This window comes from Enterococcus sp. MMGLQ5-1 (assembly GCF_013155265.1).
In the GTDB taxonomy this organism is placed as follows: Bacteria; Bacillota; Bacilli; order Lactobacillales; family Streptococcaceae; genus MMGLQ5-1.
In genome coordinates, this window is the sequence record NZ_JABJXU010000003.1 from 95,130 (window position 1) to 119,059 (window position 23,930).

The 23,930-nt window shown below is 44.0% G+C and carries 31 protein-coding genes and 1 pseudogene; all 32 read left to right on the forward strand.

The window, feature by feature from the left end; translation table 11 throughout:
- Positions 1–56 precede the first annotated feature (56 nt).
- The 32 genes and pseudogenes from HOY35_RS04740 to HOY35_RS04890 all read left to right on the forward strand — a co-directional run bounded on the left by HOY35_RS04740 (position 57) and on the right by HOY35_RS04890 (position 23,903).
- The gene (locus tag HOY35_RS04740) at positions 57–725 is read left to right on the forward strand and encodes a Rha family transcriptional regulator (RefSeq protein WP_172213012.1); all 669 of its coding nucleotides are present in this window, start codon (positions 57–59) and stop codon (positions 723–725) included.
- A gap of 3 nt (positions 726–728) precedes the next feature.
- A complete protein-coding gene (locus tag HOY35_RS04745) occupies positions 729–941 on the forward strand; it encodes a hypothetical protein (RefSeq protein ID WP_172213010.1) in 213 nt (70 codons plus the stop codon).
- Complete coding sequence (locus HOY35_RS04750; protein WP_113837337.1) at positions 934–1,278, forward strand: DUF4406 domain-containing protein; 345 nt, start codon at positions 934–936, stop codon at positions 1,276–1,278. The genes HOY35_RS04745 and HOY35_RS04750 overlap by 8 nt, the downstream gene beginning before the upstream one ends.
- Positions 1,271–3,514, forward strand: a complete 2,244-nt coding sequence (locus tag HOY35_RS04755) for a phage/plasmid primase, P4 family (RefSeq protein WP_172213008.1) — start codon at positions 1,271–1,273, stop codon at positions 3,512–3,514. Before HOY35_RS04750 ends, HOY35_RS04755 begins: the two co-directional genes overlap by 8 nt.
- A 136-nt stretch (positions 3,515–3,650) precedes the next feature.
- Complete coding sequence (locus tag HOY35_RS04760) at positions 3,651–3,860, forward strand: hypothetical protein (protein WP_172213006.1); 210 nt, start codon at positions 3,651–3,653, stop codon at positions 3,858–3,860.
- Positions 3,857–4,144, forward strand: a complete 288-nt coding sequence (locus HOY35_RS04765) for a VRR-NUC domain-containing protein (RefSeq protein WP_172213086.1) — start codon at positions 3,857–3,859, stop codon at positions 4,142–4,144. The genes HOY35_RS04760 and HOY35_RS04765 overlap by 4 nt, the downstream gene beginning before the upstream one ends.
- A complete protein-coding gene (locus tag HOY35_RS04770) occupies positions 4,141–5,493 on the forward strand; it encodes a DEAD/DEAH box helicase (protein WP_172213004.1) in 1,353 nt (450 codons plus the stop codon). Before HOY35_RS04765 ends, HOY35_RS04770 begins: the two co-directional genes overlap by 4 nt.
- Positions 5,493–5,906, forward strand: coding sequence for a DUF1492 domain-containing protein (locus HOY35_RS04775; protein WP_172213002.1), 414 nt, complete (start codon positions 5,493–5,495; stop codon positions 5,904–5,906). The genes HOY35_RS04770 and HOY35_RS04775 overlap by 1 nt, the downstream gene beginning before the upstream one ends.
- Before the next feature lie 143 nt (positions 5,907–6,049).
- A complete protein-coding gene (locus HOY35_RS04780) occupies positions 6,050–6,415 on the forward strand; it encodes an HNH endonuclease (RefSeq protein WP_213173247.1) in 366 nt (121 codons plus the stop codon).
- 131 nt (positions 6,416–6,546) lie between these two features.
- Positions 6,547–7,125, forward strand: coding sequence for a P27 family phage terminase small subunit (locus HOY35_RS04785; RefSeq protein WP_142667414.1), 579 nt, complete (start codon positions 6,547–6,549; stop codon positions 7,123–7,125).
- A gap of 4 nt (positions 7,126–7,129) precedes the next feature.
- The gene (locus HOY35_RS04790) at positions 7,130–7,912 is read left to right on the forward strand and encodes an S-adenosylmethionine synthetase N-terminal domain-containing protein (RefSeq protein WP_172213000.1); all 783 of its coding nucleotides are present in this window, start codon (positions 7,130–7,132) and stop codon (positions 7,910–7,912) included.
- Positions 7,897–9,150 carry a site-specific DNA-methyltransferase gene (locus tag HOY35_RS04795; protein ID WP_142667386.1) on the forward strand — a complete coding sequence of 418 codons (1,254 nt, stop codon included), beginning with the start codon at positions 7,897–7,899 and terminating at the stop codon, positions 9,148–9,150. The genes HOY35_RS04790 and HOY35_RS04795 overlap by 16 nt, the downstream gene beginning before the upstream one ends.
- Positions 9,143–10,729: pseudogene (locus HOY35_RS04800) on the forward strand (DNA cytosine methyltransferase). Before HOY35_RS04795 ends, HOY35_RS04800 begins: the two are co-directional and overlap by 8 nt.
- Positions 10,730–10,817: 88 nt before the next feature.
- Complete coding sequence (locus HOY35_RS04805) at positions 10,818–11,201, forward strand: DUF4314 domain-containing protein (protein ID WP_142667388.1); 384 nt, start codon at positions 10,818–10,820, stop codon at positions 11,199–11,201.
- A 1-nt stretch (position 11,202) separates the two neighbouring features.
- The gene (locus HOY35_RS04810) at positions 11,203–11,397 is read left to right on the forward strand and encodes a hypothetical protein (protein ID WP_172212998.1); all 195 of its coding nucleotides are present in this window, start codon (positions 11,203–11,205) and stop codon (positions 11,395–11,397) included.
- Positions 11,372–11,569 carry a DUF5049 domain-containing protein gene (locus HOY35_RS04815; protein WP_142667390.1) on the forward strand — a complete coding sequence of 66 codons (198 nt, stop codon included), beginning with the start codon at positions 11,372–11,374 and terminating at the stop codon, positions 11,567–11,569. The genes HOY35_RS04810 and HOY35_RS04815 overlap by 26 nt, the downstream gene beginning before the upstream one ends.
- The gene (locus tag HOY35_RS04820) at positions 11,559–11,783 is read left to right on the forward strand and encodes a hypothetical protein (protein ID WP_172212996.1); all 225 of its coding nucleotides are present in this window, start codon (positions 11,559–11,561) and stop codon (positions 11,781–11,783) included. Before HOY35_RS04815 ends, HOY35_RS04820 begins: the two co-directional genes overlap by 11 nt.
- Positions 11,784–11,842: 59 nt before the next feature.
- Positions 11,843–13,435 (forward strand): terminase large subunit, encoded by a 1,593-nt coding sequence (locus HOY35_RS04825; RefSeq protein WP_213173248.1) that lies wholly within the window; start codon positions 11,843–11,845, stop codon positions 13,433–13,435.
- A 76-nt stretch (positions 13,436–13,511) separates the two neighbouring features.
- Complete coding sequence (locus HOY35_RS04830) at positions 13,512–14,075, forward strand: hypothetical protein (protein ID WP_142667392.1); 564 nt, start codon at positions 13,512–13,514, stop codon at positions 14,073–14,075.
- 58 nt (positions 14,076–14,133) lie between these two features.
- Positions 14,134–15,501: a phage portal protein gene (locus tag HOY35_RS04835; protein ID WP_213173249.1), complete on the forward strand. Its 1,368-nt coding sequence runs from the start codon at positions 14,134–14,136 to the stop codon at positions 15,499–15,501.
- Complete coding sequence (locus tag HOY35_RS04840) at positions 15,392–16,144, forward strand: head maturation protease, ClpP-related (RefSeq protein ID WP_142667416.1); 753 nt, start codon at positions 15,392–15,394, stop codon at positions 16,142–16,144. Before HOY35_RS04835 ends, HOY35_RS04840 begins: the two co-directional genes overlap by 110 nt.
- 3 nt (positions 16,145–16,147) lie before the next feature.
- Positions 16,148–17,365, forward strand: a complete 1,218-nt coding sequence (locus HOY35_RS04845; RefSeq protein WP_172212990.1) for a phage major capsid protein — start codon at positions 16,148–16,150, stop codon at positions 17,363–17,365.
- 10 nt (positions 17,366–17,375) lie between these two features.
- Positions 17,376–17,687: a head-tail connector protein gene (locus HOY35_RS04850; protein WP_172212988.1), complete on the forward strand. Its 312-nt coding sequence runs from the start codon at positions 17,376–17,378 to the stop codon at positions 17,685–17,687.
- Positions 17,684–18,022 carry a head-tail adaptor protein gene (locus HOY35_RS04855; RefSeq protein ID WP_172212986.1) on the forward strand — a complete coding sequence of 113 codons (339 nt, stop codon included), beginning with the start codon at positions 17,684–17,686 and terminating at the stop codon, positions 18,020–18,022. The genes HOY35_RS04850 and HOY35_RS04855 overlap by 4 nt, the downstream gene beginning before the upstream one ends.
- Positions 18,015–18,446: an HK97-gp10 family putative phage morphogenesis protein gene (locus HOY35_RS04860; RefSeq protein WP_172212984.1), complete on the forward strand. Its 432-nt coding sequence runs from the start codon at positions 18,015–18,017 to the stop codon at positions 18,444–18,446. Before HOY35_RS04855 ends, HOY35_RS04860 begins: the two co-directional genes overlap by 8 nt.
- Positions 18,443–18,784: a hypothetical protein gene (locus HOY35_RS04865; protein WP_172212982.1), complete on the forward strand. Its 342-nt coding sequence runs from the start codon at positions 18,443–18,445 to the stop codon at positions 18,782–18,784. The genes HOY35_RS04860 and HOY35_RS04865 overlap by 4 nt, the downstream gene beginning before the upstream one ends.
- Before the next feature lies 1 nt (position 18,785).
- Positions 18,786–19,376, forward strand: a complete 591-nt coding sequence (locus tag HOY35_RS04870) for a major tail protein (RefSeq protein WP_077418078.1) — start codon at positions 18,786–18,788, stop codon at positions 19,374–19,376.
- Between the two features lie 9 nt (positions 19,377–19,385).
- On the forward strand, positions 19,386–19,769 hold the full coding sequence (locus tag HOY35_RS04875; protein WP_077418074.1) for a hypothetical protein: 384 nt from the start codon (positions 19,386–19,388) through the stop codon (positions 19,767–19,769).
- Between the two features lie 265 nt (positions 19,770–20,034).
- Positions 20,035–20,679, forward strand: a complete 645-nt coding sequence (locus tag HOY35_RS04880; RefSeq protein WP_172212980.1) for a DUF1643 domain-containing protein — start codon at positions 20,035–20,037, stop codon at positions 20,677–20,679.
- 67 nt (positions 20,680–20,746) lie between these two features.
- Positions 20,747–23,047, forward strand: a complete 2,301-nt coding sequence (locus tag HOY35_RS04885; RefSeq protein WP_249641530.1) for a phage tail protein — start codon at positions 20,747–20,749, stop codon at positions 23,045–23,047.
- A 24-nt stretch (positions 23,048–23,071) separates the two neighbouring features.
- A complete protein-coding gene (locus HOY35_RS13450; RefSeq protein ID WP_249641529.1) occupies positions 23,072–23,308 on the forward strand; it encodes a hypothetical protein in 237 nt (78 codons plus the stop codon).
- A 73-nt stretch (positions 23,309–23,381) separates the two neighbouring features.
- On the forward strand, positions 23,382–23,903 hold the full coding sequence (locus tag HOY35_RS04890) for a hypothetical protein (RefSeq protein ID WP_129555528.1): 522 nt from the start codon (positions 23,382–23,384) through the stop codon (positions 23,901–23,903).
- Positions 23,904–23,930 lie beyond the last annotated feature (27 nt).

The window sequence follows — 23,930 nt, forward strand, 5'->3', positions numbered from 1 at the left end:
GTTACTTAGGAAGGGGGGAACCCCTCTCCTGAATAAATTACAGGAGGAGATTAACCATGAAAGAGTTAATACCCAAAGACGAGTTTGGCATTTTTGCTGACTCACATGACACAGCCCGTGTCGACAGCTTGTTTGTTGCTGATTCTTTCGGCAAAAATCACAAAGAAGTTTTGCGTGACATCCGAAGAATAACAGCCACGGATTCAGGTCTGAGCAAGGATTTTGCTCAGCGCAATTTTGCGCTCGGCTCATACAAAGATTCTCAAAATCAAAACCGACCTTGTTATTTTCTAACTCGTGATGGATTCACGATGTTGGTTATGGGGTACACCGGTAAGAAGGCAATGAAATTCAAGGAACTTTATATCAAACGTTTCAACGAAATGGAAGCCACAATCAAACATTTGGTGAATTTGCGGATGGAATATCCGTTGCTTACTGAAAACATTACACTGCTCCACGAAACTCCAAAACCACGCTATTACATTAATGAAGCCAATATGCTTAACAAGATTGTGACGGGCATGAATGCCAAAGAGTACAAGTTGAAACATGGGATTCCGTTGGAAGAATCAAGTATTCGTCCATTTTTGAGTGAAGAAGAACGAAAACAACTTGATGTATTACAACGAGTTGATACCGGTTTATTACTTTCAGTTCCTGATTATCAGGAGCGTAAACAGAAGTTGGAGTGGTATTACATGAAGAAATTTAAGGAGGACTAAACTATGTTTTACGTGAAAGAAAAAATGAGTGATGTGGCTGAAATGACCATCGAAATTACGGACGAAAACGTCTACTGCACTTGTCCCAAATGTGGTGTAGAGGTTTCAGTAGACTTAGCAGAAGTTTTGAAAGATGGAGATTCTGATTTGTTCAGTACGGCAGTTTGCTGTGCTGATTGCAGCCGTAAGATCCAGGAGGGAGAACTAAATGCCTAAACGATCCGATTACCGACCAATGGTTTATATCTGCTCAGCCTTTTCAGGTGATGAGGCAGCCAACATTGAAAAGACCAAACGTTATTGCCGTTATGCCATTGACTACGACTGTATGCCAGTCGCACCGCATCTCATGTACCCACAGTTTATGGATGAAACGATCGAGCGTGAGTTAGCCATCCATATGGATTTAGTCCTCCTTGGCAAGTGTGAAGAAGTCTGGGTTATTGGAAACCGTCTATCAAAAGGTATGGCGATTGAGCTAGAACAAGCTCAGTGGTGGGGCAAATACATTCGTTACTTTGACGAGGAGATGAAGGAGGTATTCCATGATTAATTTCACGCTTTACACTGCTAACTCAGTTGGGAATGAGAAGAACAGCTTGTTCCCGACTAAGGCTGTGGTCACTGACAAGGCTAGTTTGTTACAAGCCGTTCAGTTTGACCACGTCACAGCTGAGTACAAGAACAACTACCGCAAGAGCGACAACTTCATCCAGTCAGACGTGATTCCGCTCGACTGTGACAATGACCATTCAGATAACCCAAGCGATTGGATAACGTCACTTGATGTGGCGATGCAGTTTCCAGATGTTGCCTTTGCAGTGACTTATTCTCGCAACCATAACAAGGTCAAAGGGGAGAAGGCTGCCAGACCACGGTTTCACGTTTATTTCCCAATTACTCCTGTCACCGATAAGGATGAATATGTCCGCCTTAAGCAACAAATCAACGAGGCATTTCCTTACTTTGACGACAATGCAATGGATGCTGCAAGGCTGCTTTTCGGAACGAGCAATCAAGAGGTTGAAATTTACGAAGGCTCGAAACGCATTACTGACGTGCTTTCAGAGGACTTGTTTGCGGATTGGGAGGACAGCTTGTCGGAGATTGGGGAGGGGTCTCGAAATTCGACTATGAGCCACATTGCTGGAAAGCTCATCAAGCGTTACGGGGCAAAGAAGGAGACCTACGAACTCTTTCTCGAGCAAGCGGAGAAATGTAATCCGCCTCTGCCTGACGAGGAGCTCAAGACCATTTGGAACTCAGCTGTAAATTTCGGAAAGAAGGTCAAGCAGCAAGAAGGCTATATCCCTCCTGAGCAGTACAACAAGGATACCGAGCTTGAACCAACCGACTACTCAGATGTAGGTCAAGCCACCGTCTTGGCGCGTGAGTATGAGTGCAAACTCCGCTACTCGCCATCCACTGACTATATCGTCTACAACGGTTCGTACTGGGAAGAGTCTGCTCCTAAATCACAGGCAGTAGCTCAAGCTTTGACCGAACGTCAACTGGAGGAGGCTGAAGCAGCCATTACCAAACAAACACAAGAAATGGTCAAGAACGGTGCATTTGCCATTCTCGCCTCTGTTGGTCCGAAGAAGGCTGTGACGATGTTCAACAAAGTCCAAGCCCATTCGTATGAATTGTTTGAGGCAGCTCAGGCTTACAAGAAATACGCAGTGAAGAGACGGGATGACAAATTTCTGTCGTCAGCCTTAAAGGTTGCGAGACCAGTGCTTGAAATCGAGCAACGCATTCTTGATGTGAACGAGTTTCTGCTCAATACGCCATCTGCTACCTACGATTTACGGACGGGTGCGATTCAAGACCACAAGGCTGAGGACTACATTACCAAGCAGACTGAATGTGATCCGTGCGCTGACAATGAGCAAGTCTGGCTCGATGCTCTCAATACCATTTTTGTGGGTGACCAAGAGCTCATCGATTACGTTCAGATGATTGTTGGCTTGGCTGCCATTGGCAAGGTCTACGTTGAAGCACTCATCATCTCTTACGGTGAGGGTCGAAACGGGAAGTCCACTTTCTGGAATGTCATAAGCCGAGTACTTGGTAATTATTCAGGGAGTATCTCTGCTGATATCCTGACCAGCCAAATCCGAAGAAACGTGAAGCCTGAATTGGCCGAAGCTAAGGGTAAACGTCTCCTCATCGCTGCCGAGCTTGAAGAAGGCATGCGACTCAACACGTCTAACATCAAGCAACTCTGCTCAACTGATGAAATCGCGGCAGAGAAGAAGTACAAAGACCCGTTCAAATACGTCCCTACCCACACACTGGTGCTTTATACCAACCATCTGCCCAAGGTTGGCGCAATTGACAAGGGGACGTGGAGACGGCTGATTGTTATTCCTTTCCTTGCCACGATTGAAGGCAATAAGGATATCAAGAACTATGCGGACTACCTGTTTGAAAATGCGGGTGGCGCTGTCTTGCAGTGGATTATTGAGGGTGCGAAGAAAGTGATAGTCGCAGATTATAAACTGCCGTTACCCGAAGTAGTCGATGTAGCCATTCAACAATACAAATCTGATAATGACTGGTTGGGGCACTTTTTAGAAGAGTGTTGTGAACTTGACCCAACCTACACCCAAAAATCAGGTGAACTCTATTCTGAATATCGTGCGTTCTGCATGAGAACAGGGGAATATGCAAGAAGTATTGCAGACTTCTACACCGCCTTGGAAGCGGAGGGAATCGGCCGCAAGCGAACCCAAAAAGGTGTCATCGTATCAGGTATCCGAGTAGTTTCGGAGTTTTTGGACTAAAGAAAAAATTATAAAGGTGTAGGTAGGTGAAGGTGTTTACAGTACTTTCCTTAGAAGATAAAAAAATAAGACCTATATAAAGTTAATGTATGACTATTCACCCATCTACACCCCAAAGGAAGATTGGAGTATATAAATGAAATTTAAACAATGGTTAGAAATTGGTATTGGTAAACGAGACGCCAGTTTTGATGCATTTTACGAGTTTGCCTCAAATGATGTGACCTATCCTTGGAAAAAGTCATTCGAGAAACAAGTCGCATATCTGATGATTCACTACACCAACGAAGGGCATCTTGAAGTATTGCGTGATGCATATTTTAAGTATTTGACGGTGTGGCTATGAGAGAAAGACAAGTTGAACAGTCACTAGTTAAGGCAGTAAAGGCAAGAGGTGGTATTTGTCCAAAGTTCGTATCCCCTGGGCTGTCTGGTGTGCCTGATAGATTGGTTCTTATGCCAAATGGGAAGATGGGATTTGTTGAGGTGAAAGCACCAACGAAGAAACCTCGAGCGTTACAGCTTTATCGGATAAAGCAATTCAGGGACTTAGGATTCAAGTGCTTTGTCCTTGATGATGTTGAACAGATTCCCACATTGATTGATGAGATTGGAGGTGGCGATGCATGAAATTTGTACCCCATGAGTATCAGCAATATTCGATTGATTTTATCAAGGAACATAAGATTGCAGCCCTTCTACTTGAAATGGGTCTTGGAAAAACCGTGACTACCCTGACAGCCATTAAGGATTTGATGTTTGATGACTTTGCCGTTAAGAAAGTGCTTATCATTGCACCTCTTCGAGTAACCCAGTCAACATGGCCAAGTGAAATCGAGAAGTGGGATCACTTGAAGGATTTGTCCTATTCCGTGGTTTTAGGAAACCCCAAGCAGCGAATTGAGGCACTTTATAAGAAAGCTGACTTGTATCTGATTAACCGAGAAAACTTGGATTGGCTAATCACGAAGTCTGACTACGATTTTGATTTTGACATGGTTGTGATTGATGAGTTGAGCAGTTTCAAAAACTACAAGGCTAAACGCTTCACGAGTTTGATGAAAGTCCGTCACAAGATTGACCGTATCGTTGGTCTGACTGGAACACCTTCAAGTAATGGTTTGATGGATTTATTTGCGGAGTTCAAGGTCTTAGATATGGGTGAACGATTGGAATATTACATTTCACGCTATCGGGATAAGTATTTCCTCCCTGATAAACGAAACGGGATGCAGATTTATTCTTGGAAACCACGAGAAAATGCGGAACAAGAAATCTATGACAAGATTTCCGACATCACGATTTCCATGAAGTCGGTGGATTTCCTCGATATGCCTGAGTTAGTGATTAACGAAGTACCTGTGAGCCTTGAAATGGCTGAAAAGCAGAAGTACGACAAGTTCAAGGCTGACTTGGTGTTACAACTCAAAGATGCAGATATTGATGCAGCCAACGCAGCTGTTTTATCCAACAAGTTACTGCAGATGGCCAATGGTGCCATCTATGATGAGTTCAATGTCAGCCACCATATTCATGATCAGAAATTGGATACTTTGGAAGATTTGATTGAAGGAGCCAATGGCAAGCCAATCCTCATCGCTTATTGGTTTCAACATGACCTTGAGCGAATTAAAGAACGGTTCAAGGTTCGTCGGATTAAGACAGCCACCGATATTGAAGAGTGGAACAAAGGCAATATTCCTGTTGCTGTGATTCATCCAGCGAGTGCAGGTCATGGACTCAACCTTCAAACAGGAGGTTCAAACCTTGTCTGGTTCGGCTTAACGTGGAGTCTTGAGCTTTACCAACAGACAAATGCGAGGTTATGGCGACAAGGGCAAAACGAGACAGTGGTCATTCACCACATTATCGCCAAGGATACGATTGATGAAGATGTCATGTTGGCTTTGAAACTAAAAGATAAGACTCAATCAAGTCTGATAGATGCTGTTAAAGCAAGATTGGAGGGAGAAGGATAGTGGAAGCAAAAGAATACTTAAAGCAGACGGATGGATTGCAACACCATATTGACTTACTTAAGATTGAGGTGGAGCAATTACAACTGCAGTCACAGTCGGTGCAGGGAGTTGAGTACGGTGAACGTATTTCAAGTCCTAACAGAAATACTGAAGCTCCATTTGTACGTTGTTTGTTAAGAAAGCAAGCGGTTGAGGAGCAAATCAAACGTGAGGAAGAATATCTTTCTTCACTCAAGTTAGATATTTCAGATGCTATTGATAAGTTAGATAGTGTTGATGAACGGATACTGCTTCGTGCAAGATACATCAATGATCATACTTGGGATGAGATTGCTAATCAGTTGAGTTATTCCTTGAGGTCAACTCATAGAATCCACGCCCAAGCATTACAACATTTTGTTATCCCAGATTAAAGTTGGCACACCCTGGCACACGATGTCACATTGCGCACATCTTGAAACCTAGTATAATGGTAGTATGAAAAAACTATAATCAACCAAGCCTTCGTGGAGAAATCTGCGAGGGCTTTTACTTTGCACAGAAAGGAGAGCATTCCATGCCAATGAAACCAGCTAAACCCTGTAAGTATCCTGGTTGTCCGCACCTAACGCATGACACCTACTGCGATGAGCATAGAACACTTGCAAGGAAACGTTACGAGAAATATGAACGAGATCCGGAGACCAACAAACGTTACGGCAGAGCTTGGAAAAAGATACGGGCAAGATACGTGGCAGCTCATCCTCTCTGTGAGATGTGTCAGGCAGAAGGTCGTTTAACTCCGACAGAGATTGTCCATCACATCAAAGAACTAAGGGAAGGCGGAACACATGACTTTTCTAACTTGATGAGTGTGTGTAAATCCTGCCATTCACGAATTCATATGACACGAATGAATACCAAAGATAAAACTAGCTTATAGAAGTTAGTGATGGGGAGGGGCGGTCAAAATCTCTACGACCTATTGAATTGAACAGCGCGCTAGGCTTTCACGCACAAAAAGTTCAATTCAAACGCCCTATTAACCCCCAAGAAAAAAAGGAGGCGAGAATCATCGCAAGAGACGGTACAAATAGAGGCGGTAGACGTGCGAAGGCGGGTTCTAAACCAACGCCTCTAGCGGATAAACTAGCAGCCGGAAAAGCTGGCAAACGAATCGAAATTCATGAATTTGAACCAGAGACTTTATTGGTCGGTGGTGATATTGGTGAAGGGGCGGAACTTGAGGGAGCAGATATGCCAGACCCAAGTGAGTACCTTTCCGCAAAACAAAAGGATGGCTCAACTTTAGGTGCGGATGAACTATTCCGTGAAACGTGGTTATGGCTCAAGGAACGTGGCTGCGAGAAACTTGTCAGTCCACGAGTGCTTGAAAGTTATGCTCAAGCCTTTGCTCGTTACATCCAGTGTGAACAAGCGGTTAGCCAATATGGTCTGCTCGGGAAACACCCAACAACAGGTGGCGTGGTGACGAGTCCATTTGTCACAATGAGCCAGAGCTTCCAAAAGCAAGCCAATCTCCTATGGTATGAGATTTTCGATATCGTAAAACAGAACTGCACGACAGATTTTGAAGGCAGTCCAAATGATGACATGATGGAACGATTGCTTCGTTCCAAGAAAGGAAATTAACCCTATGATTGAAAAAGTAAATCCAAGCCATCCAGATAAAATTGCCGACCGAGTGGCAGGGGCAATTGTTAACTTGGCTTACCAAGAAGAATCAAATCCAAAGATAGCAGTTGAGGTTTTAATCGGACATGGCATCTGTCATTTGATTATTGAAACTTCAGCTGCTCTTTCTTTTGAAGAAGTGAAGAAAGCAATTAAACGCATCGCAGGTGATGTGAAACAAGATATTGTGGTTGTGCCTCAAGACGAGGAGCTTGCCGAAAACCAAGCAGATGAAATTCGCTGTGGAGACAATGGCATCTTCAAAGGCGTACCTCTCACTGACGAACAGCTCAAACTCTCAAAAATCGTCCGAGACCTTTATAAAAAGTATCCAACAGATGGGAAGTACATCCTTGATGGCGAGAGATTAATTATTTGTCAGAGTCACGCTAAAACATCTGACCTCAAAGAATTGTATCCATTTGCGTGGGTGAACCCACTGGGGGATTGGACAGGTGGCACTGATGTTGATACAGGAGCGACCAACCGAAAGCTAGGTTCAGACATGGCTGATTCAGTGACAGGTGGTGGCTTGCATGGCAAAGACCTATCCAAGGCTGATGTATCAATTAACATTCACGCCTTCCTCAAAGCCCATCAAACAGGAAAGCCTGTCGAGTTAGTTTGTGCTATAGGTGATGACCAAGTTGACGGCCTGCCTTACTCGAAAATTGTAGAGGAAGCGCGTGACTTCGTGAATCAACTTGGTGGCTTTGAAAAATTAGCAGAATGGGGGTTGTTCTAGTGATAAAAACAATTGACCATTTTGAAAAAGTTGATATTGAAAAACTTGTCCCCTACGCTAGAAACTCACGAACCCACTCAAAGGAACAGGTGCTCCAACTTCGGGCATCCATCCGTGAGTTTGGCTTTCTCAACCCTTGCTTGATTGATAAAGACTTCAACGTTATAGCTGGCCACGGCAGAATTATGGCAGCGAAGGAAGAAGGCATCAAGGAAGTTCCGTGTATCTTTGTGGAACATCTTACTGAAGCACAGAAACGGGCTTATATCATTGCCGATAATAAACTCGCTATGAATGCGGGTTGGGATGAAGAAATGCTCTCCATTGAGTTATCTGACCTTCAAGGTGCTGACTTTGATTTAGACTTATTAGGCTTTGATGCCAGTGAAATTGACAAGCTCTTGAATGGTGATGCCGAGGCTCAGGAAGATGACTTTGATGTGGATGCAGAACTCGAAAAGCCGACCTTCTCGAAAACGGGTGACTTGTGGTTACTTGGTAATCACAGATTGATTTGTGGGGATAGTACCAAGCAAGAAACTTATGACGTTCTCATGGATGGGAAGAAAGCCAATCTTACCATAACGGATCCGCCTTACAACGTGAACTATGAAGGTAGTGCCGGCAAGATCAAAAATGACAATATGGCTAACGAGGCATTCTACACATTCCTGTTTGATGCTTTTTCTTGTATTGAAAAGTCAATGGCAGATGATGCCAGTATCTATGTTTTCCATGCAGATACAGAAGGTTTGAATTTCCGTAAAGCCTTTGTGGATGCGGGGTTCTATTTATCAGGAACGTGTATCTGGAAGAAACAAAGTCTCGTTCTTGGACGTTCTCCCTATCAGTGGCAACATGAACCAGTATTGTTCGGCTGGAAGAAGAAAGGGAAACATCAGTGGTACACAGGTCGTAAGGAATCAACCATCTGGGAATTTGATAAACCTAAGAAGAATGGTGATCATCCAACGATGAAACCAATCCCGCTACTCGCTTACCCAATTACCAACTCAAGTATGAGCAACTGCATCGTCCTTGATTCGTTTGGAGGCAGTGGTTCGACTTTAATCGCATGTGAGCAGACTAACCGTATCTGTTACACGATTGAACTTGATGAGAAGTTTGTGGATGTCATCGTGAATCGCTACATCGAGCAAGTTGGCTCAGCTGAAAACGTCACATTAATCCGTGATGGAAAAACATTCAAATATGAAGAGGTGGCTGCCCATGAGTAATTTAACTTTAGGCAGTCTTTTTGATGGTTCAGGAGGTTTCCCTCTTGGGGGCTTCCTTTCAGGTATCGAGCCAAGGTGGAGTTCAGAGATTGAGCCATTTCCAATACGAGTCACCACTAAGCGATTGCCGGGGGTAAAACACCTTGGAGACATCTCCAAAATCAATGGAGCTGAAATTGAACCTGTGGACATTATCACCTTTGGTAGCCCTTGTACTGACTTGTCCATTGCAGGAAAGCGAGCAGGGCTTGAAGGTAGTAAGTCCTCGCTGTTTTACGAGGCAATCCGAATTGTTAAAGAAATGAGGGAAAAGACGAATGGAGAAAAGCCAAGATTTATCGTCTGGGAAAATGTCTGCGGAGCTTTCTCCTCCAACAAAGGGGAAGACTTCCGAAGCGTCCTTGAAGAAATCAGCCAAATATCAGATGAAACACTTTCTATCACTAAACCTAACAAATGGGAGAACGCAGGAGAGGTCGTGGGAGAAAACTTCTCACTTGCGTGGCGAGTGCTTGATGCTCAGTTTTGGGGAGTTCCCCAAAGACGAAAACGTATCTACCTTGTCGCAGATTTTGGAGGTCGGAGTGCATCAAAAATATTATTTGAGTCAGAAGGCCTGTCTGGGTATTCTGCGGAGGGCTTCCGTGCGTGGCAAGACTCTTCCGAGGGTACTAGAACAGGCACTGCGTTATCAGGCATCTATTGCTTAAACGACCATGGTGGTGAACGGATGGATGTGACGGAGGACATGACACCAACTTTACGTGCTACATCGAACCATCCACCGCTCGTCTTTGAAAACCATAGCCAAGACACGAGGTTCAAAGGACCACTTGAAACTGCCCAGACAGTTTTAGCGACATACGGCACGGGTGGAAATAATCAGCCGTTCGTGGTAGAAGATGCGAAGACCTATGATGTGCGATTTACGTCAGAAGGCACAATCAACTCGAGGGCAAACGTCTATGAATCAAATACCTCACGAACCATCGATACGTCAGGTAACGCACCAGATAGTAATCAAGGTGGCATTGCCGTGGTGGCTGTTCAAGGGTCGATGATTGGTCGAGCGGATGAAAATGGACCACAAGGTAGTGGTGTGGGTGATGATGTGAGTTTCACTTTGAATACTGTCGATAGACACGGAGTTGCTTATCCCACTTATTCGGCTAGTAAGAACTCGCATTTCACGAGAGCAACTGAGGAATTGGCAGGAACATTGGTCGCTTCTGATTACAAAGATCCGCCTCTTGTCAATGACAAACAATACGTGGTTCGGAGATTAACACCAACCGAGTGTGCGAGACTGCAAGGTTTCCCATCTTAGTGGTGTAGTGATTTGGAAACTCCTGAACCCACTGAGGAAGACTTGGAGTTCTTTCGACAAGTCTTTGAAACCTATCGCTTGGCGGTGAAACCTCATGTGAAGCCGAAAACCGAGAAGCAAATCATCAAGTGGCTGAAATCGCCTCACTCTGACTCAGCAGAATACAAACTTTGGGGTAATGGAGTAGCTCTTCCTTGCGTTTGTTTTGTTCTTTCAGGTATCGCTTGGACAGTCCGAGATTGTATCAAATAAAGTTCCTTAAAGTGCTTGTATCACTTGATATAAAAGGCTTTTAGAGTAATATATGTAATGAACAAAGAAGCAAAAGGAGGACATCAAGATGATGCCAAGCAAAGAAACAATCGAAGGATTGAAGAAACGTTACCCAGAAGGAACTCGGGTTGAACTGGTTACCATGAGCGACCCTTACGCCCCACCAAAGGGTGCACAAGGCACGGTGTACGGAGTAGACGACATTGGTTCGCTACTGGTGCACTGGGACAGCGGTTCAAGCCTGAACGTGCTTTTCGGAGAAGATACGGTTCGCATTGTAAAAGCAGAGCCAACCTTCAAACTGGTTTACCAGAATGGCAATGAAGAAACATTCGAAACCTACAATGATGCCTGGCAGGTGATTACCGAGATGGTACTTAACCATGACCTGGTTTGGGTGGACTTCCACGCAGACAAGCAAGAAGTGACACGCATCAGAAAGGGGCTTTAGGATGAAGGTAAGCAAACGCAAGATTTACAACATTGCCAAGAAGCACATCTACGGCTTGCCTGAGAGAGGCGACCTGAAAGCACATAACAGTGACCATGAAGATTTCCTCGACATTGCCGTGTGGAGCCTCGAGGCGGCGTTAATCGCCGCCTACGAGCAAGGCAGAAAGGATGGTCAAAATGACACCAAGAGTTAAGAAACAAATCATTGCCATTCAGGAGTCAGGGTTAGCAAACATGCTTGATACCTGCTACGTGCAACGCTTAGCCCACGAACGAAACTTCTTTGACCTCGTGATTTTCATTGAGGAACACAAGAAAGAATACGTACACTTTATCATGACAGGAGATGAAGTAGATGTGGACTAATGGAGCCATTAAGATTGACGATACCAGTGTTGCATTTTGCATCAAGCATTTTGAAGAGCCAAGCGAGTTTGGAATTGACGAAGGTCGCATTTCAAAACTGGAGCTACGGGTTAAGGGAAAGATTGTCGCCAACTATGACCGTGGATGGGACATTAAACCCGCCGATGAAACAGTCGAGAAGGAACTGCAATATGTGCTTGCGACTTATAACTAAAAATTTGAAGAACAGCTTTCGGGCTGTTTTTCTCTTGGAAAGGAGTGGTGCGGTTGCCTTTGAAGAAATATAAGCCGACCAAGTTTAAGGCCAAGACATCCAAATATAATGAAGATCTCGCTGACTATGCAGTAAACTTTATCGAGTGCCTAAGTCATACTAAAGGAACGTGGGCAGGAAAACCATTTGAACTCCTTGATTGGCAAGAACAAATCATTCGTGACTTGTTCGGAACGGTGAAACCAAATGGCTACCGGCAATTCAATACAGCCTACATCGAAATCCCTAAGAAGATGGGGAAATCTGAATTAGCAGCTGCAGTTGCTCTTTTGCTTACTTGCGGGGACGGAGAAGAACGTGCCGAGGTTTATGGCTGTGCAGCAGATAGGCAACAAGCTTCCATCGTATTTGAGGTGGCTGCCGATATGGTTCGGATGTGTCCGGCTCTCAATAAGCGAGTGAAAATCCTTGCCTCGCAGAAACGAATTGTCTTCAAGCCAACAAATAGCTTTTATCAAGTTCTATCAGCCGAGGCTTATTCCAAGCATGGCTTTAATATCCACGGAGTGGTCTTTGATGAGCTGCACACTCAGCCCAACCGTAAACTCTTCGATGTAATGACGAAGGGTTCAGGGGATGCACGTACGCAACCCCTCTATTTCCTTATCACGACTGCGGGTACAGATACCAATTCCATCTGTTACGAAACGCATCAGAAGGCACTCGATATTATTGACGGTCGTAAACATGACCCAACATTCTATCCTGTGATTTATGGTGCGGATGAAGCAGACGATTGGACGGATCCAAAAGTCTGGAAGAAAGCCAATCCGTCACTGGGTATCACGGTTGGAATTGATAAGGTAAAGGCAGCTTGTGAGTCAGCCAAGCAGAACCCTGCCGAGGAAAACTCATTCAGACAGTTGAGGCTGAACCAATGGGTGAAACAAGCCATTCGGTGGATGCCGATGGATAAATGGGATGCTTGTGGATTCAAGGTTGATGAGAAGTCGCTTGAGGGACGTGTCTGTTATGGCGGGCTTGACCTCTCAAGTACGACCGATATTACGTCTTTTGTGTTGGTGTTTCCACCAGAGGATGAGGACGATAAGTTTGTCGTATTGCCATATTTCTGGATACCCGAGGACACTCTTGACCTCCGAGTGAAACGTGACCACGTTCCTTATGACTTGTGGGAGAAGAAAGGGTGGCTCAAAACAACCGAGGGGAATGTAGTCCATTATGGTTTTATTGAAACCTTCATCGAAGAATTGGGTGAAAAGTACAACATCCGAGAAATTGCCTTTGACCGTTGGGGTGCAGTGCAGATGGTTCAGAACCTTGAAGGCATGGGTTTTACAGTTGTACCATTCGGACAAGGGTTCAAGGATATGAGTCCACCGACTAAAGAGTTGATGAAACTCACCCTCGAGCAGAAAATTGCTCATGGTGGTCATCCAGTCTTGCGTTGGAACATGGATAACATTTTCATTCGCACTGACCCAGCAGGAAACATCAAAGCTGATAAAGAAAAATCAACGGAGAAGATTGATGGAGCAATTGCGACTATTATGGCACTCGACCGTGCAATCCGCTGTGGGAATAATAATGCGGCAAGTGTCTATGATGATAGAGGCTTGCTGTTTTTGTGAGATTTATATCATCTTTTCAGGTTTCATGATAAAATCTTCTTATCAGAATATACGATTGATGAGGGAGGAAAATCGCTTGACTGTACCTGATAGAGAAAAACGCATAGAAATGGCTGAGGTAGCAAATAAGAGTCCTAATAAACTAGAAAGCATAACTGAGCTGAGGGAAATAATCGGAAAGCTACAGACCGCTAAGATTAAAGTGGATAAGATTTTTCAGTGTGATTTATCTAAGAAACCTGATAAGGCGTTTAAGAAATCGTTCGAAGGTTTATCGATGAAGTCAAAAGACTACCACTATGCCTGGATAGGCTTGACAAAGGATAACGTTGCAGTTGTAGTCGGGCGTTCAAGCTATTCAAAAAAAGCACGAATCGCATTTGGCGACCTATTTAAGGAATACTCTGTTTTTGGTTCAGTCTCGCAAAACATAATCCTTAAATTAGCTTTGAGCCAAGGAAAATTCAAAGTATTGGAAGATGCAAATGACAAGCTCAATTCATTTATAACTTCAGCGTATATCATCCCTCTTGATGTTGATGAGATTAAGGAATCAAGTGAACTTGAAAGAGAAATTGGCGATGCGTTATTGAAAGAAAACAAAACTATTTTGAACATGTTTTCTCACGAACTATATTAAGGGGCATCTCAACTGAGGTGCTTTTTTGATACTCAAAAATCTGGAAAGGAACTAATCAATGGGAATATTTAACCGACTCTTTAAGTCAAGAGACAAACCGATGAACCAAACCATTAGCTCGCCATACCGTTTTATGTTTGGTGGGACAACGGCTGGAAAAGTCGTAACTGAACAAAGCTCCATGCAGATGACGGCTGTATATTCTAGTGTCCGTATCTTAGCGGAGGCGGTCGCAGGCTTGCCATTACATTTTTATAAATACCGAGAAGGCGGGGGAAAAGAGAAAGCTCTGGATCATCCGTTATATTTTTTGCTCCATGATGAGCCAAATAGCGAGATGACCTCATTTGTCTTTCGTGAAACGCTCATGACCCATTTATTGCTTTGGGGAAATGCTTATGCTCAAATCATCAGAAACGGCAAAGGTGAAGTGGTGGGCTTGTATCCACTAATGCCTGACAAAATGACGGTCAATCGCGACCAAAACAAAGAGATTTACTACCTCTACACGGTAGATTCCGGACCACAAGTCAGGCTTTCCAAGTCAGAAGTCCTTCATATTCCTGGGCTTGGATTTGATGGTTTGGTAGGATATTCGCCTATTGCCATGGCTAAGAATGCGATTGGTATGGCTATTGCCTGTGAGGAATACGGAGCTAAGTTCTTTGCGAATGGAGCTAATCCCGGTGGTGTGCTTGAACATCCGGGAACATTAAAAGACCCAGTCCGCATACGTGAAAGTTGGAATGCAACCTTTGGGGGTTCGTCCAACGCCAGTAAGGTAGCTGTACTTGAAGAAGGGATGAAATACAGCCCCATATCGATTTCACCAGAACAAGCGCAGTTCCTTGAAACAAGGAAATTTCAAATAAACGAGATAGCTCGAATTTTCAGAGTGCCACCACACATGGTTGGTGACCTTGAGAAGTCGAGCTTTTCAAATATCGAGCAACAGTCCCTAGAATTTGTGAAGTACACACTCGATCCTTGGGTGATGAGGTGGGAACAGGCAATGACGAAAGCCCTCCTATCACTTGATGAGAAGAAAGAGTACTTCATCAAATTCAATGTGGACGGACTCCTTCGTGGCGATTACCAATCACGCATGAACGGTTATGCGACAGGACGTCAAAACGGGTGGATGTCAGCTAACGATATTCGAGAACTTGAAAACCTCGACCGCATTCCAGAAGAGGAAGGTGGGGACTTGTATCTCGTGAACGGCAATATGCTCCCACTGAAAGATGCTGGGGCATTTGCCACAAAAACTAACGAACAGGAGGAAGAAAACCAAGATGAAGAAGTTTTGGAAGTGGGTGAATCAGACACCGAAAAATCTGACGACACCCGAAACGCAGGAGTGCCAAGAGCCAAGCCAAATCTCCGACCGAACCCTTTACCTCAACGGACAAATCGCCGAGGTTAGTTGGTTTGATGATGACATCACACCTCAGCTATTCAAAGATGAGCTGATGAGTGGCGACGGGAACATCACGGTCTGGATTAATAGCCCGGGTGGGGATTGTGTGGCAGCCGCTCAGATTTATAACATGCTAAAAGAATACTCGGGTGACGTGACGATTAAGATTGACGGACTTGCGGCTTCGGCTGCCTCAGTAATTGCGATGGCAGGCGACAAAGTGGTCATGAGTCCTGTTGCTATGATGATGATTCACAATCCGTCCACGGTTGCGTTTGGTGACCGAGTGGATATGCAGAAGGCAATGGCAATGCTTGATGAAGTGAAGGAAAGCATCATCAATGCTTATGAAATCAAGACAGGCATGAGTCGAACTAAATTGGCCCATATGATGGATGCCGAGACGTGGATGGATGCGAGGTCAGCGGTTGATTTAGGTTTTGCGGATGATGTTGACGGCAAGGTTGACGAAGACCTACCTAAGATGACTTTCTCGGAAACCACGGTTATGAATTCACTCATGGATAAAATCGCCAAGCGCTGTCGCATTAAGCAAGCTGCACCAAAAGATGAACCAAAACCAACAAACACTGTCCTAGCCGCTAATTTAGATGAGCGGCTTAATTTAATGAAAACATGGAGGGATTAACCTATGAACCAAATTCAAGAATTGATGGAAAAACGTAAACTTGCATGGGAAGGCGCTAAAGCCTTCGTTGAAGCGAAGAAAGACAAAGACGGCTTGATGTCCGATGAAGATGCCAAGACTTACTCTGAAATGGAGAAAAAGGTCGCCAACTTCACGAAAGAAATCGAGCGTATGCAGTCTATGGAAAATATGGAGCGTGAAATGGCTAAACCAATGTCTGAACCTTTGACCTCGCAACCTATGCAAGCTGAAAATAATAACGACAAAACGAAAAAGACTGGTCGCGCTTCAAACGAGTACAAGGAAGGCGTTCTTCAAGCCCTTCGTTCAAATTTCCGCCAAGTCTCAAACGTCCTTCAAGAAGGAGTTGATGCTGCCGGAGGTTACCTCGTGCCAGAGGAATACGACAAACGCTTGATTGACGGATTAACTTCTGAAACCATCATGCGCTCACTTGGAACAACGATTACAACAAGTGGTGAACATAAAATCAATATTGCAGGTAACAAACCGGCAGCTTCATGGATTGAAGAAGGTGGCGAGTTAAGCTTTGGGGATGCAACCTTCGACCAAATCTTACTTGATGCTCACAAATTTCATGTGGCAATCAAGATTACTGATGAGTTGCTTTATGATAATGCCTTCAACCTCGAAAGCTATATCATCGACCAATTTGCTAAAGCACTATCCAATGCCGAAGAAGATGCCTTCTTGAATGGTGACGGTGTAGGTAAACCACTCGGAATCTTTGCAGAAACTGGTGGGGGTCAAGTTACGGTGACAACCAACACGCAAAGCTCTATTACGGGTGATGAATTAATCAACCTCGTTTATGCTTTGAAACGTCCATACCGTAAGAATGCGAAGTTCATCATGAACGACCAGACTATTGCTTTACTCCGCAAACTCAAAGACAACAATGGTGCTTACTTATGGCAACCAGCCGTTCAAGCAGGTGAACCTGATCGCCTTTATGGTTATCCAGTTTACACGTCTGAGTATGTACCCACGGTGGCTGCCGGCAAACCAGTCATTGCCTTTGGTGATTTTAGCTACTATAACATCGGAGACCGTGGTGTGCGTTCATTCGACCAACTTCGTGAACTCTTTGCGGGCAATGGTATGGTTGGTTTCCTTGCCAAAGAACGTGTGGACGGAAAACTCGTCTTGCCTGAAGCTGTTCAAATCTTGAAGATGAAAGCATCCGCTTCAGCATCATAGGAGTAGGCCTATGAGCGATTTATTTGAAAAGGTAAAAGCCAATCTCATACTCGAGCATAATGAAGATGATGAGCTGTTGGAACGATTGATTCTGACGGCTCTTTCCTATGCCGAAAGCTACCAACACTTAACGGAAGGCTATTATTCGGAAAATGAAATCCCAGCCACGACCGAACAAGCCATTATTATGCTTGTCAGTCACTTCTATGAAAGTCGCGACGGGTCAACGGCGGGTTTCTTTTCGGATAATGTCAATGCGAGTGGCCAAGTTTGGAATACAGTCAATCTGTTACTCAGGCTAGACAGGCGGTGGCAAGTATGAGTTTTGGAAAGATGAATCAACGCATTCAGATAGTGAAAACAGTCAACCGTAAAGACAGTGCAGGTTTTGTGAGCAAACAAGATGAGGTCCTGGCAAGCATTCGGGCTTACAAGGAAGAGAAGAATGCCACCGAAAAGTGGGTAAACCTTGCGACCTTTAGCTCAGCGACTTGTTTGTTTCGTCTGAGGATCATCCCGAACCTCACTGTCACGACTGAAATGGTTATCTTATCTGACAATGAAAGGTATCAAATTATTTCAGTAGAAAACGTCAGAAATCGAGACATGTACCTCGAGGTGCTGACCACGAAAGTTGAGGTGAGTGCAGATGGCTAGGGCAATGATGAAGATGCCTGAGGACTTTTTGATGAAGGTCTCAAGACTTGAAAACAAGACGGATGAAATCTTGCCACGAGTGTTGGAGAGCGGTGCGGAGGTGGTTGAATCCAAAGTGCGAACCAATCTTTCGGCAGTTGTTGGTGCGAATACCAAGGATGAAAGTCGGTCAACTGGTGAGCTTGAACGAGCACTTGGTACATCACAAGCCCGTCAAGATAAGGACGGGAACTGGAATATCAAAGTTGGTTTTGACGAATCACGGTCTGACGGTGATTCCAATGCCAAGATAGCGAATATCCTTGAATACGGTCGTCACGGTCAAGCGCCTAAACCATTCTTGAAACCTGCGAAGTCGCAATCAAGGAAATCTTGCATTGAGACCATGAAGGCGAAATTGGAAAGCGAGGTGGAGGGGATTTGACGATATTAGAGGAACTGAACGACCTACTATCGAACCTCGATATTCCAGTTGAAATGGGTGAATTCAGTGGTCCGGCTCCTGACGTTTATTCAGTGCTCACACCACTTTCCGAACGTTTCGAAGTCTACGGAGACAACTTGCCCACGGTTGATATTTGTGAGATTCGCATTTCACTCCTTGCCCGTGGGAACTATCTGGAATTGAAGAAACAAATAACTCAAGCCTTACTTGAAGCTGATTTCACTATCACGAATCGGCTCTTTGTCGGATTTGAGAAAGACACGAAATACTATCATGTGGCGATTGATGTCGCCAAACATTACGAAATGGAGGGATAAGATGGCTACGATTGGATTGGATCAATTATTTTATGCACCGATTACAGAGTCAGCAACCACTGGTGAAGAAACCTATGGAACACCTGTTAAACTCGCTAAAGCAGTCTCGGCTGAGCTGTCAGTTGAATTAGCAGAGGCGACATTGTTTGCGGATGACGGTGCATCAGAGGTGGTCAAAGAATTTAAGAATGGAAAATTGACACTTGGTGTTGATGACATTGGGCGTTCAGTGGCAGCTGTGCTTGTGGGCGCAACGGTCGACCAAAATGGCGTCTTGATTTCAACGACTGAGGATGGAGGTACGCCGGTTGCGATTGGTTTCCGTGCTCGTAAGTCCAACGGGAAGTATAAATACCTGTGGCTTTATAGAGTGAAGTTTGCCGTACCAAGCACAAGCCTTGCGACTAAGGGTGACGACATTACCTTCTCAACTCCAACGATTGAGGGAACAGTGATGCGTAGAAATAAACTTGATGGACAAGGCAAACACCCTTGGAAAGCAGAAGTTGACGAAAACGATACTGGGGTCGATACAGCAACCATCAGTGGTTGGTACGCAAGTGTTTATGAACCTGAATTTACGGAAGGCTAGGAGGATACCATGACAGAAGAACGAAGTGCCAAGATAACGCTTGGTGGAGATGAATATGAACTCATATTGACGACCAAGGCAACCAAAGAAATCGCAAGTCACTATGGTGGATTGGAGAACTTAGGTGAGAAATTGCTTAAGAGCGAGAACTTTGAACTAGCCCTTGATGAAATCATCTGGCTGATTACCTTGTTGGCTAACCAGTCTATCAAGATTCACAACTTGAAAAATAAAGACGACAAGAAAGACGAACTCACGACTGAGTATGTGGAGCTGTTGACCTCACCACTTGAACTAGCTGAATACAAATCAGCAATCACCGAAGCAATGTTCAAAGGAACAGCTCGGAACATTGAGAGTGAGATTGAAACAAAAAACAAAGCAGGCGAGTAAGTGACGTTGAAACATTTACTCGCCTTTACTATTACGGAACAGTTCAAATGGGCATGACCTCAGATGACTTTTGGTTCTGCCCGCTTGGGCTGTTTCTTGATTTATGGGAATGTCATAAGCAGTTCACGGGCATCAGCAAACCGAAAGTTGAGATGTTCATTGATGATGTGATTCCAAGTGGGATTTAATTGATAGTTTGTGTTTAAAATATTCCAAGTGTTATAATTTATATATATTATTGAAGAGATTCTGAGGAGGCTATGCTATGGATTACAAACTTTTTCAGGAACATAGAGAAACTAAGTACGGCATTCATTTAGTTGAAGAAACTTCACTTTATACGCTTGTGTATTCGATTTTTCATTTGAATGATACCGGAAAAGTAATTGTAGCAATTGCAATGAATCCAAGAGGCAATAAACCGATAAGCGAGGAAGAAAATCGTATAAATAATGTGAATTCTCAAAATGTTACTAAGTTGGAGCCAACTAGAAGAACCGCACTGTATCGTTTTTCTGACTTATTCGGATATAAATCTTTCAAAGAATTAATTCAGGTAGATATTTTTTCCAAACGAACAATTCAATCCAAGCAATTAGATTATGAAATTCGGAATGCTGTCGATAGAACTGAATTAGATAGATTGATTGGATTCAATAACTATGAAACTATAAAAGCGGAAGTTGAAAAAGCTGACTATGTTTTACTCGATTGGGGAGCAGGTATTCCATGGGAAAAATTTAGTGACTATAGAGATGAGTTATATCAACTTTTTGAAAATAACTTTGAAAAATGTTTTTGGTTTGGAGCAACATCTGCTGGATCCCCTAAACATCCAAATTTCCATGGGGAAAAAAGACTACAAAAAATAGAAAAATCTGAGCTAAAAAGAATTTTCTACAAAAAATAAAACATGTCGATTAAGACTGCTTAGGCGGTCTTTTTTCATGCCTAAAACAGGGAGGGGGTGAGGTTTCATGGCAGATAACTTTGGTTTGAAGATTGGTGTTGAAGGAGAAAAGGAGTTCAAGAACTCCCTCCGAGAAATTAACCAATCATTCAAGGTGCTAGGCTCAGAGATGAAGTTGGTATCGTCTGAGTTCGATAAAAATGACAAAAGCATTCAGGCAGTTTCCGCTCGAAATGCCGTCCTCAATAAATCCATTGATGCTCAGAAGGAGAAAATTAGCACCCTTGAAAGTGCTCTTCAAAATGCCTCCGACAGCTTTGGTGAAAATGATAAGCGAACCCAGAACTGGGCAATCCAACTCAACAATGCCAAAGCTCAACTGAATGGTATGGAGCGAGAACTTGCGACCAACGAGAAGGCACTCGATTCTATGGGACAAGAAGAGGTGGACGTCACCAAAGAAACGGATAACCTTGGCAATGAACTCAAGGATACGGGTGATGAGGCTGAGAAGTCTGGTGGCAAATTTGAGAAGTTCGGTGGTGTCCTTAAAGGCATTGGTGCAGCCATGGGAGCAGTTGCTCTTGCAGCAGGTGCTGCCGCAATTGAATTAGGTAAACAAGTGGTATCAGCTTATGCCGACTATGAACAATTAGTCGGTGGGGTTGATACCCTTTTTGGTGATGCATCAAAGACAGTTCAAAAGTCAGCGGATAATGCTTTCAAAACAGCCGGGATGTCCGCAAACGAATACATGGAAACTGTCACAGGTTTCTCGGCCAGTTTGATACAGTCGTTAAATGGTGACACAGCCAAAGCTGCTGGTGTCGCTGACCAAGCTATCACCGACATGAGCGATAATGCCAACAAAATGGGCTCGAATATGTCTGATATCCAAAATGCGTATCAAGGGTTTGCTAAGCAGAATTATACGATGCTGGACAACTTGAAGTTAGGTTATGGCGGGACAAAAGGTGAGATGGAACGACTGCTTGCTGATGCGGAGAAAATCACAGGCAAGAAGTATGACCTGTCAAACTTCGCAGATGTGACCGAAGCGATTCACGCCATTCAAACAGAAATGGGTATCACAGGAACGACTGCCAAAGAGGCGACTGAAACCATTAGCGGTTCGATTGATGGCATGCAGTCGGCAATTTCTAACCTCATGGCAGGACTCGGAAATGCCAATGCGGATATTGGCTCACTCGTTGGAAACGTAGTCGTGTCATTCCAAAATGTGCTCAAGAACATCATTCCTGCCATTGAAAATATCGTCTCCGCCTTGCCTGCGGTGATTGATGCGGTCATTGGAGCGATTGGGCAGCTATTACCAACTTTGCTCGAGGCAGTGACTTCCTTGTTCTCCCAAGTTTTGCAGACAATTCTAGGCTTATTACCAACCTTAATTCCAGTAGTGGTTCAAGCCGTCTTAACGATTGTGCAAACTTTGATTGAAAATCTGCCACTCCTCATCAATGCCGCCTTTCAGTTAGTAACGACACTCATTCAAGGTATCGGGGAGGCTTTACCTGAACTGATCCCGATTACCATTCAAGCGATTATCACAATTGTGAATGGTTTGATTGAGAACTTGCCGTTACTCCTTGATGCAGCTCTCCAACTAATCATGGGACTGGCTCAAGGGTTGATTACGGCTTTACCGATTTTGATTGGTGCTTTGCCACAGATTATTACGGGAATCGTGAACTTCATTATCAGTTCTATTCCCATCATCATGCAGACTGGTATTCAGCTCTTGACCTCGTTGGTATCGGCATTGCCTGATATCATCAATTCGATTGTAGCTGCCATTCCAGTGATTATTCAAAACATTTTGAATGCGGTGATTGGTGCAATTCCTCAGCTGATTGATGCAGGGATTCAACTGTTAGTTGCCTTGATTGGTGCTTTACCACAAATCATCACAACCATTGCGAACGCTCTGCCCCAGATTATCAATGCTATTACAGGCACGTTGATTGGAAATATCGACAAGATTATCCTTGCCGGTGTGCAACTGTTAGTAGCGCTGATTCAGAACTTGCCAGCCATTATCTCGGCAGTTGTGAAGGCGGTCCCTCAAATTATCACTGGACTCGTGAATGCCTTTGGAGAGTACATCTCGACAATGGGCAATATCGGGCTTAATCTGATTAAAGGCTTGTGGAATGGTATTGCTGATGCAGCGGGTTGGCTTAAAAGTAAAATCTCAGGGTTCTTTGGTGGCGTGGTAGACAGTATCAAGGATTTCTTTGGGATTCACTCGCCTTCTACTTTGTTCCGAGATGAAATTGGGAAGAACATGGCGCTAGGGATTGGTGTTGGTTTCGATAAGGAAATGACTGGTGTGGCAAAAACCATGTAAGATGCTATTCCAACGAAACTTGATATGCCAAACTTCGATATTGATACGGGTATCCATACAGCAATCGACAGCAACTTCTCTATGCTTGATTTAGGAGCTAAGGTGGATGCATTGACTAATATCACGAGTGAAATGTTACCAGCCTTGCTTAAAGCTATGGACATCAAGATTACTCTTGATGATGGAACGCTTGTTGGTCGCTTGGCTCCTGAAATAGATAAGAGTTTAGCTGTTTTGAAGCGTAGAAATTATGCTTACTAATTAAGGAGTAAAAGCGCCGTTTTCTATTTTGATGTATAATTTAAATACACGAAATAGGAAACGGAGAGTTATTATGGGGAATATTATTGATGATGTCATGGGGCATATTACTCCAATTGACAAAAAAGAAGTTGATGAATTTAAGTTGCTTGTATCAGAGGAGGCATTTCTGACAGAAAATCGTGATAAAATCACGTTTTCAGAAGGTTTCCCACCGGAATTAGCAGGAGCAATTAGCGGTTTGGGTGCTGGTGCTGTTGGTGTAGGGGTTGTGTTTGCCGTGTTTGCCGGAATGAGCGGCGCGGAGATTATGGCGGCGCTTGCTGGATTTGGCGTTGCTGGAGCAGTTGGAGGAATCGCAAGTATTGCTGCTGTAGTGGCTGCGCCTATCGTTATTGTAGGTGGAGGTGTGTTCCACGTTGCCAATCAGAATAAGCTAGGTCATGAGTTGGAACGACTGTTTAAAGAATCAATCAAATTTGAAAAACAACTTGCCAATGACGAAAGAGAAAATGTTAGAGGCTTGATTCTAGCTACAAACGAATATCGTAAAAAGCTTGCTAATAAGCATCATGATTTGAAGAAGTATGTTTAAATGTGCTTCATAATAATAACCAAAGAT

Excerpts from the sequence above, each read along its gene's own strand:
- HOY35_RS04740 (WP_172213012.1), top strand. The coding sequence starts at position 57 with ATGAAAGAGTTAATACCCAAAGACGAGTTTGGCATTTTTGCTGACTCA.
- HOY35_RS04745 (WP_172213010.1), top strand. The coding sequence starts at position 729 with ATGTTTTACGTGAAAGAAAAAATGAGTGATGTGGCTGAAATGACCATC.
- HOY35_RS04750 (WP_113837337.1), top strand. The coding sequence starts at position 934 with ATGCCTAAACGATCCGATTACCGACCAATGGTTTATATCTGCTCAGCC.
- HOY35_RS04755 (WP_172213008.1), top strand. The coding sequence starts at position 1,271 with ATGATTAATTTCACGCTTTACACTGCTAACTCAGTTGGGAATGAGAAG.
- HOY35_RS04760 (WP_172213006.1), top strand. The coding sequence starts at position 3,651 with ATGAAATTTAAACAATGGTTAGAAATTGGTATTGGTAAACGAGACGCC.
- HOY35_RS04765 (WP_172213086.1), top strand. The coding sequence starts at position 3,857 with ATGAGAGAAAGACAAGTTGAACAGTCACTAGTTAAGGCAGTAAAGGCA.
- HOY35_RS04770 (WP_172213004.1), top strand. The coding sequence starts at position 4,141 with ATGAAATTTGTACCCCATGAGTATCAGCAATATTCGATTGATTTTATC.
- HOY35_RS04780 (WP_213173247.1), top strand. The coding sequence starts at position 6,050 with ATGCCAATGAAACCAGCTAAACCCTGTAAGTATCCTGGTTGTCCGCAC.
- HOY35_RS04790 (WP_172213000.1), top strand. The coding sequence starts at position 7,130 with ATGATTGAAAAAGTAAATCCAAGCCATCCAGATAAAATTGCCGACCGA.
- HOY35_RS04795 (WP_142667386.1), top strand. The coding sequence starts at position 7,897 with ATGGGGGTTGTTCTAGTGATAAAAACAATTGACCATTTTGAAAAAGTT.
- HOY35_RS04805 (WP_142667388.1), top strand. The coding sequence starts at position 10,818 with ATGATGCCAAGCAAAGAAACAATCGAAGGATTGAAGAAACGTTACCCA.
- HOY35_RS04810 (WP_172212998.1), top strand. The coding sequence starts at position 11,203 with ATGAAGGTAAGCAAACGCAAGATTTACAACATTGCCAAGAAGCACATC.
- HOY35_RS04815 (WP_142667390.1), top strand. The coding sequence starts at position 11,372 with ATGGTCAAAATGACACCAAGAGTTAAGAAACAAATCATTGCCATTCAG.
- HOY35_RS04820 (WP_172212996.1), top strand. The coding sequence starts at position 11,559 with ATGTGGACTAATGGAGCCATTAAGATTGACGATACCAGTGTTGCATTT.
- HOY35_RS04835 (WP_213173249.1), top strand. The coding sequence starts at position 14,134 with ATGGGAATATTTAACCGACTCTTTAAGTCAAGAGACAAACCGATGAAC.
- HOY35_RS04845 (WP_172212990.1), top strand. The coding sequence starts at position 16,148 with ATGAACCAAATTCAAGAATTGATGGAAAAACGTAAACTTGCATGGGAA.
- HOY35_RS04850 (WP_172212988.1), top strand. The coding sequence starts at position 17,376 with ATGAGCGATTTATTTGAAAAGGTAAAAGCCAATCTCATACTCGAGCAT.
- HOY35_RS04855 (WP_172212986.1), top strand. The coding sequence starts at position 17,684 with ATGAGTTTTGGAAAGATGAATCAACGCATTCAGATAGTGAAAACAGTC.
- HOY35_RS04860 (WP_172212984.1), top strand. The coding sequence starts at position 18,015 with ATGGCTAGGGCAATGATGAAGATGCCTGAGGACTTTTTGATGAAGGTC.
- HOY35_RS04870 (WP_077418078.1), top strand. The coding sequence starts at position 18,786 with ATGGCTACGATTGGATTGGATCAATTATTTTATGCACCGATTACAGAG.
- HOY35_RS04875 (WP_077418074.1), top strand. The coding sequence starts at position 19,386 with ATGACAGAAGAACGAAGTGCCAAGATAACGCTTGGTGGAGATGAATAT.
- HOY35_RS04880 (WP_172212980.1), top strand. The coding sequence starts at position 20,035 with ATGGATTACAAACTTTTTCAGGAACATAGAGAAACTAAGTACGGCATT.
- HOY35_RS04885 (WP_249641530.1), top strand. The coding sequence starts at position 20,747 with ATGGCAGATAACTTTGGTTTGAAGATTGGTGTTGAAGGAGAAAAGGAG.
- HOY35_RS13450 (WP_249641529.1), top strand. The coding sequence starts at position 23,072 with ATGCCAAACTTCGATATTGATACGGGTATCCATACAGCAATCGACAGC.
- HOY35_RS04890 (WP_129555528.1), top strand. The coding sequence starts at position 23,382 with ATGGGGAATATTATTGATGATGTCATGGGGCATATTACTCCAATTGAC.